Source organism: Planococcus sp. BI3, assembly GCF_056680115.1.
The window spans coordinates 2226150-2245501 of record NZ_CM155266.1; the positions used below are offsets into that span (position 1 = coordinate 2226150).

The 19352-nt window shown below is 45.4% G+C and carries 20 protein-coding genes; 4 read left to right on the forward strand and 16 right to left on the reverse strand.

Annotated elements, in window-relative coordinates:
- Positions 1-3: 3 nt before the first annotated feature.
- Together AC1MEO_RS11090 and AC1MEO_RS11095 are read right to left on the reverse strand one after the other, a co-directional pair.
- Entirely contained in the window at positions 4-618 is a 615-nt protein-coding gene (locus tag AC1MEO_RS11090) for an NAD(P)-dependent oxidoreductase (protein WP_480330371.1), read from the reverse strand.
- 48 nt (positions 619-666) lie between these two features.
- Positions 667-1398, reverse strand: coding sequence for an NADPH-dependent oxidoreductase (locus AC1MEO_RS11095; protein ID WP_480330373.1), 732 nt, complete (start codon positions 1396-1398; stop codon positions 667-669).
- A 105-nt stretch (positions 1399-1503) separates the two neighbouring features.
- Between AC1MEO_RS11095 and AC1MEO_RS11100 the strand changes: the two genes are divergently transcribed.
- Together AC1MEO_RS11100 and AC1MEO_RS11105 are read left to right on the forward strand one after the other, a co-directional pair.
- A complete protein-coding gene (locus tag AC1MEO_RS11100) occupies positions 1504-2058 on the forward strand; it encodes a M15 family metallopeptidase (protein ID WP_480330375.1) in 555 nt (184 codons plus the stop codon).
- Between the two features lie 76 nt (positions 2059-2134).
- On the forward strand, positions 2135-2698 hold the full coding sequence (locus AC1MEO_RS11105; RefSeq protein ID WP_480330377.1) for a hypothetical protein: 564 nt from the start codon (positions 2135-2137) through the stop codon (positions 2696-2698).
- A gap of 58 nt (positions 2699-2756) precedes the next feature.
- Here the strand turns inward: AC1MEO_RS11105 and AC1MEO_RS11110 are convergent, their stop codons facing one another.
- The 6 genes from AC1MEO_RS11110 to AC1MEO_RS11135 form a co-directional block, all read right to left on the reverse strand.
- Positions 2757-3113, reverse strand: a complete 357-nt coding sequence (locus tag AC1MEO_RS11110) for a hypothetical protein (protein WP_480330379.1) — start codon at positions 3111-3113, stop codon at positions 2757-2759.
- 383 nt (positions 3114-3496) lie between these two features.
- Positions 3497-5176, reverse strand: coding sequence for a sodium:solute symporter family protein (locus AC1MEO_RS11115; protein WP_480330381.1), 1680 nt, complete (start codon positions 5174-5176; stop codon positions 3497-3499).
- Positions 5177-5261: 85 nt separating this feature from the next.
- Positions 5262-5534, reverse strand: coding sequence for a DUF4212 domain-containing protein (locus AC1MEO_RS11120; protein ID WP_480330383.1), 273 nt, complete (start codon positions 5532-5534; stop codon positions 5262-5264).
- Between the two features lie 45 nt (positions 5535-5579).
- Positions 5580-5765 (reverse strand): hypothetical protein, encoded by a 186-nt coding sequence (locus AC1MEO_RS11125; RefSeq protein WP_480330385.1) that lies wholly within the window; start codon positions 5763-5765, stop codon positions 5580-5582.
- A 288-nt stretch (positions 5766-6053) separates the two neighbouring features.
- On the reverse strand, positions 6054-7046 hold the full coding sequence (locus tag AC1MEO_RS11130) for a GNAT family N-acetyltransferase (protein ID WP_480330387.1): 993 nt from the start codon (positions 7044-7046) through the stop codon (positions 6054-6056).
- 6 nt (positions 7047-7052) lie between these two features.
- Positions 7053-7715, reverse strand: coding sequence for a Dph6-related ATP pyrophosphatase (locus AC1MEO_RS11135; protein ID WP_480330389.1), 663 nt, complete (start codon positions 7713-7715; stop codon positions 7053-7055).
- A 204-nt stretch (positions 7716-7919) separates the two neighbouring features.
- Between AC1MEO_RS11135 and aldA the strand changes: the two genes are divergently transcribed.
- Positions 7920-9368, forward strand: a complete 1449-nt coding sequence (aldA, locus tag AC1MEO_RS11140; RefSeq protein WP_480330391.1) for an aldehyde dehydrogenase — start codon at positions 7920-7922, stop codon at positions 9366-9368.
- Positions 9369-9467: 99 nt separating this feature from the next.
- Here the strand turns inward: aldA and fumC are convergent, their stop codons facing one another.
- From fumC to AC1MEO_RS11170, 6 genes are all read right to left on the reverse strand, one after another.
- Entirely contained in the window at positions 9468-10850 is a 1383-nt protein-coding gene (fumC, locus tag AC1MEO_RS11145; RefSeq protein WP_480330393.1) for a class II fumarate hydratase, read from the reverse strand.
- Between the two features lie 82 nt (positions 10851-10932).
- A complete protein-coding gene (locus AC1MEO_RS11150) occupies positions 10933-12432 on the reverse strand; it encodes a UDP-N-acetylmuramoyl-L-alanyl-D-glutamate--2,6-diaminopimelate ligase (protein WP_480330395.1) in 1500 nt (499 codons plus the stop codon).
- Positions 12433-12640: 208 nt separating this feature from the next.
- Positions 12641-14164 carry a flotillin family protein gene (locus AC1MEO_RS11155; RefSeq protein WP_480336084.1) on the reverse strand — a complete coding sequence of 508 codons (1524 nt, stop codon included), beginning with the start codon at positions 14162-14164 and terminating at the stop codon, positions 12641-12643.
- Positions 14165-14171: 7 nt separating this feature from the next.
- Complete coding sequence (locus tag AC1MEO_RS11160; RefSeq protein ID WP_480330397.1) at positions 14172-14729, reverse strand: NfeD family membrane protein; 558 nt, start codon at positions 14727-14729, stop codon at positions 14172-14174.
- A gap of 109 nt (positions 14730-14838) precedes the next feature.
- Complete coding sequence (locus AC1MEO_RS11165) at positions 14839-15552, reverse strand: hypothetical protein (RefSeq protein ID WP_480330399.1); 714 nt, start codon at positions 15550-15552, stop codon at positions 14839-14841.
- A 109-nt stretch (positions 15553-15661) separates the two neighbouring features.
- Positions 15662-16180, reverse strand: a complete 519-nt coding sequence (locus AC1MEO_RS11170; protein ID WP_480330401.1) for a P-loop NTPase family protein — start codon at positions 16178-16180, stop codon at positions 15662-15664.
- Positions 16181-16416: 236 nt separating this feature from the next.
- Here AC1MEO_RS11170 and AC1MEO_RS11175 point away from each other — a divergent pair, with 236 nt between their 5' ends.
- Positions 16417-16617, forward strand: a complete 201-nt coding sequence (locus AC1MEO_RS11175; RefSeq protein WP_006830093.1) for a cold-shock protein — start codon at positions 16417-16419, stop codon at positions 16615-16617.
- A gap of 335 nt (positions 16618-16952) precedes the next feature.
- Here the strand turns inward: AC1MEO_RS11175 and AC1MEO_RS11180 are convergent, their stop codons facing one another.
- Positions 16953-18602, reverse strand: a complete 1650-nt coding sequence (locus tag AC1MEO_RS11180) for a serine hydrolase (protein WP_480330405.1) — start codon at positions 18600-18602, stop codon at positions 16953-16955.
- 146 nt (positions 18603-18748) lie between these two features.
- Positions 18749-19201, reverse strand: coding sequence for a hypothetical protein (locus AC1MEO_RS11185; protein WP_480330407.1), 453 nt, complete (start codon positions 19199-19201; stop codon positions 18749-18751).
- Positions 19202-19352 lie beyond the last annotated feature (151 nt).

Sequence of the window (19352 nt, forward strand, 5' to 3'; positions counted from 1 at the left end):
CTATTAGTAAGCCAGGCCTACACGGCTCTGGATAAATTCCTGTGATTCCAGTTGAAGATAGGCAAAATCCGCCGTATCGCCGACTGTTATTTCTTTGCCCTCTAAAGGCAGCAGGTCTTTTTCTGTACGGTAATTGCCGCGTGATTCACCGTCCGGCAAATATGTAGGGCAAACAATTGTCCAATGAAGATCCGTTTTTTCAAACAAACGATACACTGCTTCATGCTCTTCTGCGGCAAAAGTCGCCTTGCGTTTTGAATCCCCGCCTTCATAACGAAGCAAGCCTGGGCTCAGCCGGCTATCTAAAATTCCTGCTGTTCCGATTGTGATTATTCTTTTGATGTTGTGGCTTGTCATCGCTTTGACGATCAAAGGTGCAGCCTCGGACAAAGTCGTCGTCCGGTCTGTGCCAATCGCACTGAAAACCGCTGTGGTCCCTGCAATTGTCTTATCAATATCTTCTGCGTTCCGCACATCTCCCACAATAATCTCCAGGTTCGGATGTGCTTCCAGTTTTTCTGAACGGACCAAAGCTTTTACTTGATGGCCTTCTGCCAATGCCCGCTTAAGAATTTCTCCCCCCACACGGCCAGTCGCTCCGAATATCGCCAATTTCATTTCTTTTCCCCCTTTTGCTCCATCTATAGAAATGAACTTATTGACCCGTTACTTGAAGTGATAGCCCTTTTTAGCTAATACTTCTTTTAGGTCTTCACGACGCGGCTTGCCAAGGAAATCTGCCATCTGCTGTGTCCAAGTCGCTGTTTTCTGATTGGAACCTCGGCTGGCGTAATAGGCTTGGATCGTGCTGTCGTATTCCGGCAACAAGGTTTCGTATTTAGCTTCATCGTATTCATTTTCATGCAGGATCGCTTCAACCGGCAAACGCGGTTTGACGCCATTTGCTTCGTTTGGAACCCCAATCGTCAAGCCGTAAACCGGGAAAACGCCGTCCGGCAAACCGACCAGTTCACTGATGGCTTCCATATTGTTTCGGACACCGCCGATATAGCAGATGCCATAGCCTTTCGACTCAGCAGCAAGTACAAGGTTCTGCGCCAGCAAGCCTACATCGGTTACCGCAACAATCAAATTTTCCGCACGGTCAAAGACAATTTCCCGCCCCTGCAGTTTTCCTGCATGCTTTAAGCGATTAAAATCGGCGCACATCAGGAGGACCGCACCCGCACCTTCCATTTGCTTGGCGTTCTTGGACAGCTCGCCTAATTTCCGGCGTTTTTCAAGATCTGTTACCCAAACGATTGAATAAGCCTGGACAAAATGGGAAGTGGCCGCATGCTGTGCTGCTTCGATCAGTTCACTGACTTCCCCCCGTGACAATTGCTTTTCTTTATAATCCCGGACAGAAGCATGTGCTTTCATTAATTCGATAACCATTGATTGTATCCCCTCTCTGTTCATTTCATCTATCGTACCAAATTCTCTGCTGCGATACTCTTTTAATGATTTTTGCTACAATAGAAGCTACAGAGGTGAATCGATTTGAAAAATACGAAGACCGCTTTTTCTATCCTTTTCCTATTGGTTCTCGGCGGTTTTTTATTCATATGGCTGGAAAAAGAGTTGGCGTTTCGCGAAGAACTGGAACAGCGTCCTTTGCCTTCTGGACTGCATCCCATCGTAGAAGAAAAACGCGACTTATTGGTTTCTCGTGCTGCTGAAATTGGCATTGATATTCTGATTACAGACGGTTACCGGTCCCCGGAAGAACAGGACGGCCTTCACAGCCAGGGCCGCAGCGCGTCAGGATCTATCGTCACCTATGCAGAAGGCGGCGAATCCTACCATAATTATGGGTTGGCCATCGATTATGCACTGCGCCTTGATGACGGTTCGGTGGTCTGGGACATTGCGCGGGATGGCAATGGAAACGGGGAAAGTGATTGGTTCGAAGTTGCAGCCATCGCCAAAAACCTGGGCTTTGACTGGGGTGGCGACTGGCAGCGCTTTAAGGATTACCCTCATTTGGAAATGACTTTTGGATTGTCAATTCGTGAGCTGCAGCAGGGATGGCGTCCGGAAGATAAGATGGAGTAAAGGCCAGCATTTCGCCTAGTCTTTGTAACGGATCTTCTTGTTGCTTCGTCTTATTTACAAAGGAGGCAGCAGAGTAATGAAAACATTTGCAGCCAGCTGTACACTCGTTCCTGCTTTATTGCTGATAGCTTGTGGAATGGATGAAACAAGCGAACAACCAGCAGATGACGTAACTGATTTCACCGTGGCTGCTCCACAGGCCGAGTCGGCAAAAGGCGATTTCATCTATCGTTTGGCCACAGAAAAAGAGCAGTACACAGAAGGCGAAAAAATAAAAATTCGTGCTGAACTGGAATACATCGGCGAACAGGAAAGCATCGAAATCTCCCATGCCGCTTCACCGTTCTATTTTCCAATTCATGAAGAAACAAGGGATTATACGGTTGAATACGCCATGAACGAACCGCTCCTGACTACCCGCTTAATCCAGGGAGAACCCTTACAGGAAAGTTATTCCGGCAGCGGCGGATACAGCGCAGAGGAAGATGATGCCTATATCGAATTTGTCCAGCGCATCATGGAGCAGGATTTCCCGGTCGGCTACTATAAAATAGATGGGTACGCAGACTTCATCGCCGGCTCTGTTGCCCCTTACGAAATCCATGCACAAATCGATTTTAAAGTAGTTCCGGAAAATTGAAAGCAGCGCGGTCCATTGGGACTGCGCTGCTTTTTGCATGGTGTTTGAGGCAAGGTTATCAATGGTTGCTGTAATCATGCAGGTAGGACAAAGGGGTCAGGTAGTAAAGCTCTTCAGGGCAGCTTTGGGAAATTTTATAAAGTTCCCAAAACAATTCTTCGGAAATTTCATACTGGTTAATCGAATCCGCCATTTTTTTTATCTTGGAGTCAGCGTGATCGATCTTCACTTCTTCTATATCCACCCAGATCGTTTTGTGTTCACCTTTGTCCTCCGTTTCTCCAGCAGAAACAATCTCTACACTCAAACGCGCAAACAGCGTGACAAAACATTCTCCAGCTTCTTCATGAGACCCTTTGGATCTTGAAAAATAGAAGTGGACTTCTTTTGGGTAAGCAGATGAATTTTTCGACACAGCCCTATCATCCTTTCTGTCTTCAAGATTTCGATCAAATTACACAAACAAAAAAGCCGAAAAGCCCTCCTCTTGGAGAGTAGCTTTTCGGCTTTGCTGGCAGCTCTAATCTCTGCAGCATCTGACCAAATGATTCAATTGTATTCTAGGATAAAGAAAGAAATTTCTGGTTGGAATCATTAAGAAGGAAACGCTATTGTTTTCCTGTTGCTTCTACCTTACTGGAATTTAAAGGATTAGTAAAGTGTCTTTTCTAAATAGTCTCTTAATGGAAAAGAGCTGTTTGCCTAAAAAGGAATTTCAACGCAATCAAAACAGGAAGAAAGAATCAACGATTCTTTCTTCCTGTTAGTTTCACCGAATTGGCGGATAACCCTATTCGATTATTTGTTCACTTCAGTTTCTGATGGACTTTCTTTCAACCAAACTTCTCCATCTCTATAGACCATTTCCTCTGGGTAGCGAAGATCCATAACTTCTTCCTGTGTTTCTTTCGAAGGTGCTTTAGTAGCCAAAGAGACGACTATGATTGTGATGATGGCCGATGCAGCGCCAAACACCCCTGCACCTGTATCGATGATGCCAAACAATGTGAACCCACCATATTGTGCAGAGAAAATATAAATGAGTGTGACGGTCAATCCGACCAACATTCCGGCAATTACGCCCGGACCGTTCGCGCGTTTCCACCAAACCCCTAAAATCAATGCAGGGAAGAATGTACCAGAAGCCAAGGCAAATGCCCATGCGACAATTTGTGTAATGGCACCTGGAGGATCCAATGCAACAATTCCGGCAGCGACAGTGGCAATGATGATTGACCAGCGTCCAACTAGCAGACGTTGTCTATCAGTCGCCTTCGGATTGATCGAACGGTAGTAGATATCCTGAGAAATAGATGCGGAAATCGCAATCATCAATCCGCCTGCCGTTGAAAGGGCAGCGGCCATTGCGCCTGCTGCCATCAATCCGACGACAAAGACACCAAGATTTGCAATTTCAGGGGTGGCCATAACAACAATATCACGGCTGATAACTAACTCAGTCCATTGCAGTATTCCATCTCCATTTGCATCCGCTATAGAAAGCTGTCCCGTATTGACCCAAGATGTGGTCCATGCCGGAAGATTTGCAATCGGCGAGCCTGCGACCTGTGTCATCAGAATAAAGCGGGAAAATGCGGCATAAGCTGGAGCTGAAAGATAAAGCAAACCGATGAACAATAATGCCCATGCTCCGCTCCAACGTGCTGCTTTCATGGTCGGAACTGTATAAAAACGGACAATGACGTGCGGAAGTCCTGCTGTTCCGGCCATCAAAGTAAACATTAGAGCCAAGAACTGCCAACGTGTCGCTTCTGTGAAAGGCACGACGTATTCTGAAATACCCAATTGAACATCCAGCACTTGAAGTTCACTGATAATCTGGCCATAAGACAGCCACGGTATTGGATTACTCGTAAGCTGCAGCGACATGAAGATAACAGGTACCAGGTAGGCAATAATCAATACAAGGTATTGCGCAACCTGTGTCCACGTGATCCCTTTCATCCCACCCAATGCCGAGTAAAATGCAATCAATGCCACACCAATCATCGTCCCAATTGCGGTATCCACTTCCAGCAAGCGCCCGATTACAACGCCCGACCCTGAAAGTTGGCCAATGGAATAAGTGAAACTGATGAGAATTGTAGCAACAGCGGCAATCAAGCGAGCCGTGCTGCTTCTGTAGCGATCCCCGATAAATTCAGGTACTGTGTAGCGGCCTGACTTTCTCAACTGTGGTGCAAGCAGGAATGTCAACAGCAAATAGCCACCTGTCCATCCCATAATATAAGCAAGCCCATCATAGCCAAGGAGCATGACTGTCCCGGCCATCCCAATAAAGGAAGCGGCACTCATCCAGTCGGCGCCGATTGCCATTCCGTTGAAGATCGCTGGTACATTGCGTCCTGCTACATAAAAGTCCGATGTCTTTCTAGCCAAATTATAAAAAGCGATTCCTATATATAACCCGAAGGTCACCAATATAAGTCCTACCGATACGAGAAATTGTGTATCCACTGCCCTTCCCCCTTTTCAAGTCACAAGAAATTTTATCTGGTTGCTTTTTCCCCTTCTTTTTCTGCAGTACATATGCAGCTGGCGATTATTTCTTCTTGCCTTGATCCAGACCGAATTTCTTATCGATGCGGTCATTGACTATGGCATTGATGAATAACAGGAGGATAAAGATCAATACAGCCCCTTGCGCACCCATGAAATAATGGAAAGGAAATCCATTTATGCTGAAACCAGAAAGTTCTTCTGCAAAAAACACTACCCCGAAGGATGCGATGAACCCGATAAGCAAGTAAATGGTTACCAGGGTTGTACGAATACGGAAATAAGCATCTGCATCTTTTTTATCAATTTTCTTCAAGAGTTTCACCCCATTCGTTTAATGATGAGCCAACTACTTTGTCGTTCAGCCTTTTAAGTAAAAAATAAAACGGACTGTTTCCATGAACGGTAAAGGAACCATTATAACCTTCACCAGCATGAAGGCGAAAAGCGATCCAAACGGCACCAAGAAGAAAAGTGGTTTCCGTTTTTTCAATCCCGCTATAACAGAACCCACCGTAATCAAACCAAAAACGATTACCCAGATCATTTCAACCCCCCTTTTAAATGTGAAAGCGGCTTCATTTTACATATACACAACCTTGTTAAAATTATCTTTCAACCTCCCCCTTACCATTTTTAGTATTTTTTAGCACTTCCAAGTTTTAATTATTCTAAACTTTCGAACTATTGTCAACAGTTAATTTTAGGTAGAAAGAATATGAGGATGTCTATATACAATTTAAAAAAATGTCCGATTAAGTAACTACTCACTTAATCGAACATTTTTTTGATTTGCAGCCAATAAAATAAATTTTCTTGAACTGACATTTCCTCTTTAATCACCGTGTGCCCATGCAATCCGTGGATCGATTTGCCTCGTCATACGGACCATAACCGGCTGAAAGCCCATTCTTGGCCAGAAATACGAGGCCAATTGGTTGGGCGTATGCCAATCTGCATAAATATACTCATATCCCTGTTTCTTCATTTCATTAAAGCAGTAGTTGGCCAGCGCGCGCCCCACTCCTGTCCCGCGGAGATCCGGGTTTGTCGATGCGGCCGGGAGCTCTGCACAACTCTCCGGCATCACCAGGCTCATCGGATCTTCTTTACGGAAATAAACATGGAATCCAGCGATTTGATCACCCTGTTCCGCCATCCACAAATAAGCATCTTGATTTTCGGTTAAAGCTTCGTAGCTTTCTTTAACATCTTCCAATGTTTCCCTCGTAATTGGTTGCCACGATGGAGCTGCCGCCTGGTGAATGCTGTTCCACATCCCCATTTTCTTCAGCAACGGCGCATCTTCCCTGCTTCCTTTTCGAAATTCCAGCTTTGGAAGCGTTCCATTTGTCGCTTCAAAATCATCAAGCGACAGAATGCCATACTTTTGATCAAAGCTGAAAGACTGGTCCAACCATTGATCAATAACCGCTTCATTGCCAAGCGGAGCCAGCAGCATGTGATGAAAATAACCATGCTTGACCCACTCAGCGCCCGCATCTGCATATAATAGCCTCAATAATCGAGGATTTTCATGTTCACTGATTGCAATGGATTCATAATCCATCCAGATATAGCGGCCATGCTTGGCATCTTCCTTAAACTCGTAAAGTAAATAACCGATGACATCAATGCCTCTGACTGCAACAATGCCGTTGATGAAAGGGCGTTCCAATATTTTCCGAAGGACCGCTTCGGTATCATCAATTTCTTCAAACCTCGCGGGCAAAAAATTGAAGATTTTTCGCTCGCGTTCATGCCGCTTCGCAAGCAGTGCCGACATCTGCCGAATATGTTTTTCTTCCATCCCCGTAATTTGGATCATCCACAATCACTCCTCTGAATGAAGTTTCACTTCCAATATCCCATAATTTCCGACTCTCACCTTTTCACCAAACTGGACTGGGACCGGCTCTACAAAAATAGGGCCATCCACAATCATTGTATGAAATTCCCCTTCTTCTCCGCAGGCATCCACACCCGCAGCTTCCAGTTCAGCGATTAATTCGCGTGTAAACTCGCGCCCTAAAAAGCTTTCGTCCAACCGCTTCGTATCGACAACGGTGATGACAGCCCGAAATCCTTCATCAATCAATTCCTCCAGTAATTTTTTCCGCGGCTCCTGCCACAGCGGATGACTGACACCCATATCAGCTTCTGCACTGACTTTTTCCACCCACTCTAAATGGTCCTGCAAATCAATATCACCATATACACCCATGTCAATCCCTTGTGCCTTAAAGCTCTTCAACTGCCCGATAAATTCCTTTTCATATCCCGACCAGCTGGCTTTCCCAATAACTAAAGGCAAACCCATCCGCTCAGCCTGTGCTTCCATAACCTCAATCGGCAGGCCGTGCGAGCGTGATTTGGTGCCATCTTCTTCAAACATCGTAAATAACGCGAGCGGCACATGCCCTTCCAGTACTGCCCGGTAATAGGCAAGCGCCGAATCTTTTCCGCCGCTCCATGACATAACAAATGATTTTTGCATAATGCACCTCTTCTTTTCTAAATCGCTGTTGCTGTAACTAGTTCGCCACAGCCTGCTCAAAACCCTTTTACAGTCGACGATTTTGATGTTCCGAAACTGCTGATCACCCTCTGCAGCAGAATGGAGAAATCTAATACTCCGTTCTCTTGTTTAACACGGTGAAGCACAGGGAAAACTTTAATTAAACACAAAGGAGGAAGATGAATGCAACAGCACCAATTATACGTGAACGGCCAGTATATCGACTCCGCAGGAACAGAATGGATTGATGTCATCAACCCTTCTACAGAAGAAATCATATCGCAGATTCCCAAAGGAACCAAAGAAGATGTGGACCGTGCAGTAGAGTCCGCATTTAAAGCGCAAAAAGCCTGGGAACTCACACCGAATATTGAACGCGGCAAAATCGTTCGGAAGCTTGGAGACAAAATTGCTGAAAAACGCGATTTATTTATCGACCTGCTTCAGGAAGAACAAGGAAAAAGCTATGAATTGGCAAGCGGCGAAGTTGATCTTGCTATTGATTATTTCCATTACATGTCCGAATGGGCGCGGCGGATCGAAGGTGAAATCCTGCCAAGCGATCGGCCAAACGAAAATATCTTCATCTACAAAAAACCGATTGGCGTCGTAGCCGGCATTGTTCCCTGGAACTTCCCGGTCTTCATTCTTGCCAGAAAAGTGGCGACTGCCCTTGTCACCGGCTGCACGATTGTCTTGAAGCCAAGTCAGCAAACACCCAATACCGCTATGGAGTTCACAAAAATCATCGACGGAATGAAGGAAATCCCAGCAGGCGTCTATAATGTAATCACTGGAACTGGCTCAGAGATCGGCAATGCACTCGCTTCTCATGAAAAAGTGCAGCTGGTCACCATGACCGGCAGCGTTCCAGCAGGCACGAAAGTGATGGAAGCCGCCGCGAAAAATATCACCAAAGTCAATTTGGAATTGGGCGGCAAGGCCCCGGCCATCGTCACTCAAAATGCTGATCTTGACCTGGCGGCTGAAGCCATCGCCACTTCCCGGCTCGCAAACAATGGACAAGCCTGCACAAACGCTGAACGGGTCTACGTCCATGACAGCGTAGCGGAAGAGTTCACGAAAAAGCTCACTGCTGTTTTTGAATCGCAGATCCTGGGAGACCCGCGCCAGAACAAAGATGCGGATATGGGTCCACTTGTCAGCCAGGACCGGCTCGACACCGTGCATGACATGGTCACACAAGCCGTAACCGAAGGCGCCACTGTCGCAATCGGCGGTGAACGCGACAGCAGCCAATCCGGATTTTTCTACAAACCTACCATTCTGACAAACGTAGTGCACGATTCAGCGATCATCCGGGATGAAATTTTCGGTCCTGTGCTGCCGGTCACCACTTACAGCACATTGGAAGAAGCCATCGAAAAAGCGAACGACACAGAATTCGGCCTTTCCTCATCTGTTTATACAAACGACTTGAATGAAGCCATGCAGGTCGTCAATGAAATGAAGTTTGGCGAAACCTATGTGAACCGCGAGAACTTTGAGGCAATCCAAGGCTATCACGCCGGAATGCGCAAGTCAGGACTCGGCGGCGCAGACGGCAAACATGGCATGGAAGATTATCTGGTCACTCAAGTGGTTTATATGCAATATAAAAACAACAACTGAACGCAAAAACTCTCTTCCTAATAGAAAGGAAGAGAGTTTTTTTAGATAGGGAGAGTTTCCTCTGTGCAGCCAACCAAATCTCGGCCGCTGTTCATCTTGTTATTTTCCGACCATGTTCTCCGGTTTAACCCATTCGTCAAACTGGTCAGCCGTCAAATGGCCGCTGTTTACGGCAGATTCTTTTAATGTCACGCCATCTTTATGCGCTTGTTTAGCAATTGCCGCTGCTTTTTCGTAACCGATATGCGGATTTAACGCTGTAACCAGCATCAATGAATTGCTGACATGGTTTTGAATAACGTCCAAGTTCGCTTCAATGCCAACTGCACAATGATCATTAAAGCTGATCAGGCTATCTGTCAATAGACGGACAGACTGCAGGAAGTTGTAAGCGATAACCGGCTTGAAGACGTTCAATTCAAAGTTCCCTTGGCTTGCCGAGAATCCGATTGTCGCATCGTTGCCCATTACTTGAGCCGCTACCATCGTCAATGCTTCACTTTGCGTCGGGTTTACTTTCCCTGGCATGATCGAGCTTCCAGGCTCGTTTGCGGGAATTGTGATCTCGCCGATTCCACTGCGGGGACCGCTTGCCAACCAGCGGACATCATTGGCGATTTTCATGGCGTCTGCTGCCAATGCTTTAATCGCACCATGTGTGTAAACCATTTCATCATGGCTTGTCAACGCATGGAATTTGTTTTCTGCAGAAGTGAACGAGGTTCCAACTGCTTCACCGATAAATTCAGCAACTGAAGGACCGAACGTCGGATCGGCATTGATGCCTGTTCCAACTGCCGTACCGCCGATTGCCAATTCACGCATATGCTCAACACTTTCACGAATCATGCGCTCGCTCTTCTCCAGCATGTGTCTCCAGCCGCTGATTTCCTGTCCAAGCGTCAAAGGCGTGGCATCCTGTAAATGCGTACGTCCAATTTTGATGACCTCGTCGAATTGTTGTGCTTTTTCATCCAATGTCGCCTTCAGTTTTTGAACAGCTGGCACAAGATTTTCAGTTACTGCCAAAACGCCTGCAACGTGCATAGCTGTCGGATAAGTATCATTAGAGCTTTGAGACATATTCACATCATCGTTTGGATGAAGTTTTTCGTCAGAATTCTGCTCTGCCAGGATTTCATTGCCGCGGCGTGCCAGAACTTCGTTCATGTTCATATTGGATTGGGTACCGCTTCCCGTCTGCCAAACCACTAATGGAAAATGATCGTTCCATTTGCCTTCAATTACTTCGTTTGCTGCAAGTTCAACGGCTTTCATCTTCGCTTCAGACAATTTCCCGAGTTTATGGTTTGCTTTGGCTGTCGCTTTTTTTAATTGGGCAAACGCCATTACAACTTCATGCGGCATACGTTCTGTACCGATTTCAAAGTTCTGAACGCTGCGCTGCGTTTGAGCGCCCCACATTTTATCCGCTTCAACTTGAATTTCACCAATGGTATCTTTTTCTGTACGATACTGCATTCCATTCACTCCAATTCTGATGTCTACGTATTCTTCTCTTCTATTATAACCATATTCGGCCGCTAAAAAGCGACCTTTGCGGTTAAAAATCGCTGGTTTTGCTGCTGAAAAACTCTTCTATGATTGCTTCATCAGAATGTGGAATATACTCACCTTTGACAATTTGGGCACCGTTGATCGAACCACTGGACAGCAGGACAAGATCATCCGGCCCGCTTTTCTGCAATGCGGCAAGAACTGCTTCACGGCGCGAATTGGCTGTCACTACCTCCTGCTTGTAAGGTAAAGTAAAACCCTCTAGTACTGCATCAATCACCACGCTAGGTTCATTGTCCCCTGGGTGGTCGACGGTTACGACAAGAACATCCGCCTTTCCTTCAGCAGCTTTGGCCATCTTTGGCATTTTCGAAAAATCACGTATGCCGATGCCCGCGATGAGCGCAATGAGCCGATTATGAGATAATTTCTTCACTTCTTGCAGGACTGCTGCCAATGCCACGGGTGTATGGGCATAATCCAGAATGATCCGCCGGTTTTCTGGACCCTGGATCACTTGAAAGCGCCCTTCGACTTGAGACATTTTCGGCAGAACAGCCAAAATAGCTTCCAAGCCAATGCCGGATAAAAGAAGCGCACCGATTGCTGCTGTTAGATTGGCCGCATTATATTCACCATAAAGCGGCACATGGACAGGCCGTTTTTCTCCCAAATAGTACAAGTCAAACTTTAATCCCGTGTCAGAAGATTCACAAGCTGTCCAAATCAAATCAGCACCGGAATTCAACTGTCTGCTGTATGTCAGATGAGGGTAGCCAATGACCTCTAAAATCTCTTTAGCCATTCCTGCATCATCAATATTTACTACTGCAGCTTTGGCCTGTTTGAAAAGCAATAGCTTGGACTGAAGGTAATGCTCGAATATCTTATGGTATTCCAAATGCTCTTCTGAAATATTGGTGTGTATAGCTACATCAAAAAGAATGCCTTCCACGCGTTTTTGATCTAATGCAATAGAAGAAACCTCCATAGCCACCGCACGATCCTTTTCCGTTACAAACTTTGCGAAAATCTTATGGATGTCAGAAGAGATTGGGGTCGTCGGGGTGCTTTTGTAGAAAGGAATTTTGCCATTTGCCCCTAAAATACCTGTTGTCCCGATAAATCCACAGGAAATGCCGAGAAGATTGAACAGATTATAGACATACGTAGCTGTCGTTGTTTTCCCGTTAGTTCCCGTAATGCCGACTTTAATTAAGTTTTGTTGAGGCGAACCGTAAAAAAAATCCGACATATAGGCAAGCGCCGTCCGGACATTTGAGACCACTGCAAAAGAAAGATGTGGATATTTTTCCGCGTATTCGGCCAGTAACTGTTTATTGGATCCAACAATTGTTGTTGCTCCATTTGCGATGGCTTCGCTGATATATAAATGTCCATCAGTATTTTCACCCGGTACACAAAAGAAAGCGCAATCTTGAATAACCTGTGTTGAATTGTACTCGATTGAACTGACCTTCGACTCTTCAGGTCCAAATTGCATGAGGATGGGGAAAAAAGGGATGCGGGTGAGTTGTATATCCATTAAAAGGCTCCTTAGGAAAGAAATTATGTCAAATACCTATAGTTTCACAGGAACATGTATCATTATTCTATCATTTTCATTTGTCAGCGCAAACATATTAAGTCGAATTAAGTCGAATTTTTCTGAAATGGTGTTGTTTTCTATTTTAAAGCCAAAAAATCCCCTTTGCTCAAAAATAACATTGAGCAAAGGGGGGAGTTCAGCTTTTTTAGACTTCCAGTTCTTTTGCCGGCTGTTCTTTCTCAGCCAGTTCGTATCGCAATTGTTCGATGGTTTGTGCGTACTCTGATTTCCCTGTAAGATTCTCCAGCATTTCCCGAACATCAATCCCTGAAGATTCTTTCAGTGTCTCCTGCAAAGTCGACATCAAGTTAGTCGCGTAGGAAGTGACCTTGTTGGCACCGCCACCTTCACCGCCGCCCGTGTCCACGACAGTAATCTTATCGATATTGGCTAGCGGGCTGGCGATTTCCCTCGCATATTCCGGCAGCATCTTGACGATCATATCGAGCATCGCTGCTTGGCCATACATTTCAAATGCTTCGGCAATCTTGCGTTTTGCTTCCGCTTCTGCTAAACCGCGCAGTCGGATGATATCCGCTTCAGATTCCCCTTGGGCACGCTGGGAGTCGGCACGCGCCTGACCATCCAATCGAATTTTCTCTGCGTCGGCTTTCGCCATCGCTTCTACCCGGTATTTCTGTGCATCTGCTTCCGCCATCTGTTTTGATTTCTCCGCTTCTGCAGCTTGTTCAACTGAATAGCGATCCGCATCCGCCTTTTTCTTCACTTCAGAATCGTATTGGCGTTCGCGGCGCTGAATCTCTTTCTCTTCCAGCTCAATCTGCTTCTGCCGTTCGATGATTTGAATCTGCATCTCCTGCTCAACGACTTCTTGTTTGGCTTTTGCCGTTTCAAGCTCATAAGCCTGATCGGCACGGGCTTTTGCAATATCCTGCTCGCGCCGGTATTCAGCCACTTTCAGCAGATTCTCTTTTTCCGCTTCCGCAATTTCCGTGGCGCGCTCAATCTCTGCACGCTGCGCGTCTTTTCCGGCTTCCGCACGTTTGATGCGCGTCTGCATTTCGGACTCCGCAGTGGAGATATCGGCATCGCGTTTCACTTGGGCAATACGCGCTTTCCCCAATGAATCTAAATAACCGTTTTTATCACGGACATCCTTGATTGTGAACGATACGATGATCAATCCCATCTTCGCCAGATCATGTGAAGCGACACGCTGCACTTCCTGTGAAAACTTATCGCGGTTCTTGTAGATTTCTTCCACAGTCATCGAACCGAGTATTGATCGCAAATGGCCTTCCAGCACTTCTTTTGCTTCATTTTCCCGATCTTCCTTTGATTTTCCAAGAAATTGCTCAGCAGCTGTTGCGATTTCTGAGATGGAGCCGCCAATTTTGATGATGGCTGTCCCATCCGCCATGACCGGCACACCTTGTTCTGTATAAACTTCCGGCGTCGTCACTTCCAATTTGCTGGACAGCAAGCTCAAAGGAGCCGCCTGTTGGAATATCGGCAGCAGGAAGGTACCGCCGCCGCGTATAATCTTGATGCGATTTCCAGAATCGTCCGTATGTACATTCTTCGATCCCAAATAACTCCCTGTGACAATCAGTGCCTCATCCGGTCCCACAGTCTTATATTTGGTAATATAAACGCCGATAATCGCCAATAAAACAAAGGCAACAATCCCCAATGCAATCCACATCATTTCCACATTAAATCCCCCTTGTCAATTTGATTTTCTCTGTAAATTCCAATGGTTTATAAGCCTGCACGTATAAAGTGCCGTCATTTACTTCGATAATCAACACTTTTTCGTCTTGATCGATGGCTTCATTGTCATAGCCTGCTGCACGCTTTGAAATCATTCCCGCGTATGTTTCCAGGACCACTTCTCCGTATCCGTCGACCGGAATTGGAAGGATGACTTTGGCCACTTGCCCAGGAAGTGACTCTTCCGAATAGGCAATTGATGATTCTGCAGAAGACAGTGGCAATAAAATAAAAACATACAGCAATAAATCCAATACAGCTGAGCCCAGTGCCGCAATCCCCAACACTGACCATCCGTTAAAATCTGTTGCTGTCTCCAATAACAATCCGATGGCAGCGCCAAATGTGATAAAAGCCAATATCACCGTCGGGTTGAATATCGGCAGAGCCTCTCCCATGTCCGCAATGTCCCCGAAAAAGACATAAAAGACGGTCAACGCTCCTGCCGCGAGCAGGATATACATATAAAGCTGCTCCATCGGCAAACCAAGGATCACCATTCCAAAACCTCCCATTCCAGTAAGTATATTTCCATCTTAGTTAATAATACGAATTGGACGGGCAGAAGTTTCGGAATTCTTTGAAATCCAATATAAAAAACCCGTTCTTTTACAGAACGGGTTTTGCAAATTGAAGTTCATGAAAACCATTTACGAGCTGAAAACCAATGCCTACATATCCTTCGTTGAGCAGCTGCAGCTGCTTCTCGAGATCATCCAGTTTTACCGTAACATGGCCAGTATAATGGATATCCTGATTCCCCAGATCCTTCACCAGAATATACCGCTTTAATCCTTCATACTTCTCTTTTAGGGCCGCAATGTGCATAGCTTGCGTAAACTTATCTTTCAGACTCGGGATATTCATCGGTGCAACAGTACAGCATACGTAACGGAATTCCTCTTCCAGATTGGGAAGTTCTTTCATAATGACTTCCGCCAATTTCTGCTGCAGGCGATTTCCGCGATATTCAGGAAGAACTACTGAAATCTCCTGGTAAATCACTTTTTGCAGTTCTTCCGGTGGGAGACCGATATCCCAGCCTAAATGCTCTTCGTCGATTTCAGGGATCAGCAAAGCCCTAAAACCAATCAACTCATCTTCAACAAAAGCCCCTACCAGCAAGCCGCGTTGATTCAGGATAAACAGGAATTCCTCTGTGGTTAATGCTTGAAGCGCAGCCTTCTCAGGAAGTGATTCCATCACGCTTGCTTGAACTTGTTCGATTACCGGCAAATCTTCCAAATACAGCCGCTTCATAGAAAAAGGCAGTTTTTTATGAAGCACTTGGTTAGTTATTGTGCCTTCGTGCAGCAACTTCATCAGCCATTCTCCTCCGTCTATTTATGTAGCTTTAGAATACCACTTCCGCCTATGAACGTCTGCAAGTTTTTCCAATCACCTCATTAATTGAAACGATATTTTCTACACCCTAAAAACTGTTACTCAAAAAATCGTCAATATCCTTTTGTGTGCGCAAGAAAACCACTTTGTGATGAGGACTTTCTTCTATAAACTGCTCCATCCGTCTTCTCATCCTCACTTTCCGGGCACGGTATGTTGAAACGATGAACGTCAAAAATCCTTTATCCAGTTTTTCCGGACAGCCGACCGCCATATCCGGACGGGTTTTCCCGTGGTTTACGATACGGCGTTTAACGACCCGGTATAGGCAGATGATCAAAGGGCGCTCCAGATAGATGATGGTATCCGCCTGTTGCCTTCGGATTTCATAGGTAGCTGTATAGTTGCCTTCGATGATCCAGCGGTCCTTTTCAACCAAACGCTGCTGTTTCCCACTAAATTCTTCATGAGTGCTCTCAACCCATCCCGCCTTCCAGAAATAAGCATCCAAATGATGGACCGGTATAGCCGTCTTTTCTGACAGTTTCTTTGCAAAGCTTGATTTACCAACACCTGAGGACACACCTAGCACCATAATCTTTTGCAAAACCTGTTCCCTCCCACCTTTGTATCTTTCAGTTTTTTTATTATAATCCACTATAGGATTGAACAACAGGAAAAGAAAATCAGATAATCACTTGCAATATCTTTATTGCCATGTTATTCTAAGGAAGAATTATTTTTGTTCGGATAACTTTTTACAAAGTGTCAGATGTCCATCTGCAAGATTTGAGCAAGGATAGTAATACAATGTATGCTTACGCATACGAGGAGGAAACACACATGGAACAAGGTAAAGTAAAATGGTTTAACTCAGAAAAAGGATTTGGCTTCATCGAACGCGAAGGCGGCGACGATGTATTCGTACATTTCTCTGCAATCCAAAGCGAAGGCTTTAAATCACTTGACGAAGGTCAAGAAGTAACGTTTGATATCGAACAAGGCCAACGCGGTCTTCAAGCTACTAACGTTCAAAAAGCTTAATCTAAAGCTAACTTATCAATGAGCTCTTCTTCGGAAGAGCTCATTTTTTATGCATATTTATAGAACCGCAGCCAGAGAATCTTCCTGGCTGCGGTTTTTCCATGCTTTTACTGATCTTTTCTAAGCATCCATTAAGACGCTGCGCCCTTTCTTAAACTGCCCATAACAGTTTTCCCCCATCAAAAAAAGACAGCAGCTGCCTCTATCAGCAACTGCCGCCTTTCCCTCCTCCTTAGTTCAACCAAAAATACAGTTGGAAGACTGCAAAAATAAATATACATAGACCAAGCGTGCCGAAGACGATCCCCAGCGCCAATTTCTTTCCGGTCATACTTTCACTCCTTCTCGATTCTCAATTCTTCTATGATTCCAGTTATATCGTACGCGCCTGCGCCTTTATTTGATAAGACCGTCAGTACACTGCCATCCGCTGGATAATAAGCTGAATGGAAACTGACGCCAGGATCGTATCCCATCACATGATACTTCAAAATATGATCTTTTTTCTTTTGTATCCATACGCCATAACCATATGCACCGCCTTCTCCAGACGCGTGGATTTGCAGCATATTGTCCACCATTTCTTTCGCCAACAAAGTGCCATCCATCAGACTATGCCAGAAATTCGCCATATCACTCGCCGTGACATATGCACCTCCGTCAGCACCTCCACGGATCGGAATGGCGTATTGATTTGTCCGCCACGTCTGCTCTTCTTCAATATACCCAAATGCTGTTTGGCCAGGCAAACGATCCAAGCGGAAATAACCCGAATACAGCATATTGGCAGGAGCGAAAATCCGTTCCCCCACCACATCCGCAAACTCCTTTCCGGTTACTTGCTCAATGATCAGCCCAAGTGCGACAAAGCCGGCATTATTGTAGTGGAATCTTTCGCCAGGCTCGAACATCATCGGCAGGTCTTTAAACAAAGGAATAAAATCTGAAGCCGTCTGCATCAAATACATCGGATGCTGTTTCCATAAATCTTCAAAGCTGTCCATTGCCTGCTCATCAAAATAATCCGGAATGCCTGATGTATGGGTCAATAATTGATGGACAGTGACGTTGAAATTCGGAAAAGTTTGCGGCAGCAGCTCCGACAACATATCGTCGAAGGACAATTTCCCTTCTTCAACCAATTGGCAAACAGCAACCGCTGTGAACAGCTTGCTGCCGGAGGCAATTCCGAATCTGGTATCGATCGCATTCGGCCGTTCATCGGCGCTGTTGGCAAACCCTCTTGCCGCTGTCCAAGTTTCCTCTTTTTGCAGATAGGCAACTCCCGAAAAGTCGATGTCCTCCATCTTTTCCATAATCGGATTGGCTGGTTTCTCCTGTTGGAATCGCCCTTCTTCTGTAATAGTGATTTGGCGCCCATCAGTCAACTCGATTGATAAGGGATGGATCTCGCTTTTTTGTTTTGAAAAATACCAGGTGCGCTTAGGTGCCACTAAGATGATGTAAGCATGTCCGCTGCCGAGGAAATTCAACGACTTCGCATCGATGCCTTTATTGCCGCGTACCGGGATGTCCATGTCCTCAATCTGCTCTCCGACTTCTTCAACATAGGGTGTGGTGATGCTCACTTCACTGATATTGAGCAGTGAATCGACAGTAAAGTTCCCCATCCGGTCCACGCTGCGCCGTGCGATGAATTCCACGACGTTGCCGGCTGGATCCTGAAAATAAAATGCATCCGCATCAAAATTGGCATAGAACACTTCATCCATGCCTTCCTGCCGATTCAAGGTCACCCGTCCACTCGCCCAAGATTTAGCCAGTGTAAACTGGTTGCCCGGAATATTCAGTGCAAAATGATAGATGGCTGGATTTTCCGATTCCCGAAAGACCAATTGAGATTCTCCAATCGACAATGTAAAGCTGCTGTCATCTTCTTCTACAATCCGGAAGCCAAGTTGGTATTCGTAAAACCCCTTCATGTCTTCTAACTGATTTGTGTATAAGGTCACCTTTTTAAACATGTCCTCACTCCTTGCCTTTAGCATACCGAAAAATCTGTTCCTTTACCTCTTTTAACCACAAAAAAAGAAGCCAAAGGCTCCTCTTTTTTCTTGATTCTACAAATAAAGCCATTGTCCACTGACCCTATTCAGCAGACGGAACTCCATTATTTCTTTTCTTTAAAGCCTTGATCAATCAGATAGTCTTCCGCATTGTCGAAAGTGCCGAAGCTTTCTTCCAGGTTTTTTCCTGTATAGATGTTCCAGAATGGCTCTTCATAGACCAGATCCAACTTTACATTTTCACGGTTTACCCACGTCTTGTCGTATGGTGGTTCCGGTTCCAAAGACAAGTAATCCAGTGAGTCAGCCAAGACGCTGCGCAATTCCTTTTCAGAAAAATCACGGATATTGACGAAGCCTTTTTTATCCGTTTCGTAATGCGGCAAGTTTCCTACATAGACAAAGCCATTGCCGGTTGGATGTAAATGATAGACGACAATTTTCTTGTCGTACAGGCTCTCTTCATAATGAAAGTTCACGCGTTTCATCGATACATCTTTTCTCGTCAATCCCGGGAAAGACTCGATAACTTCCAACTTTTGCTCAAATGTTAACAATCTCATTACCTCATTTCTTAGTTTCATTTATTTCATCAAAAACCTTAATTAGATCCAAGACATGAATCTGAAGCTTTATACCAAGCACACAGACCCATATGGTTACACCCGTTCCGCATTTTTAATTACCATTTAGTATAACACGCTCGGC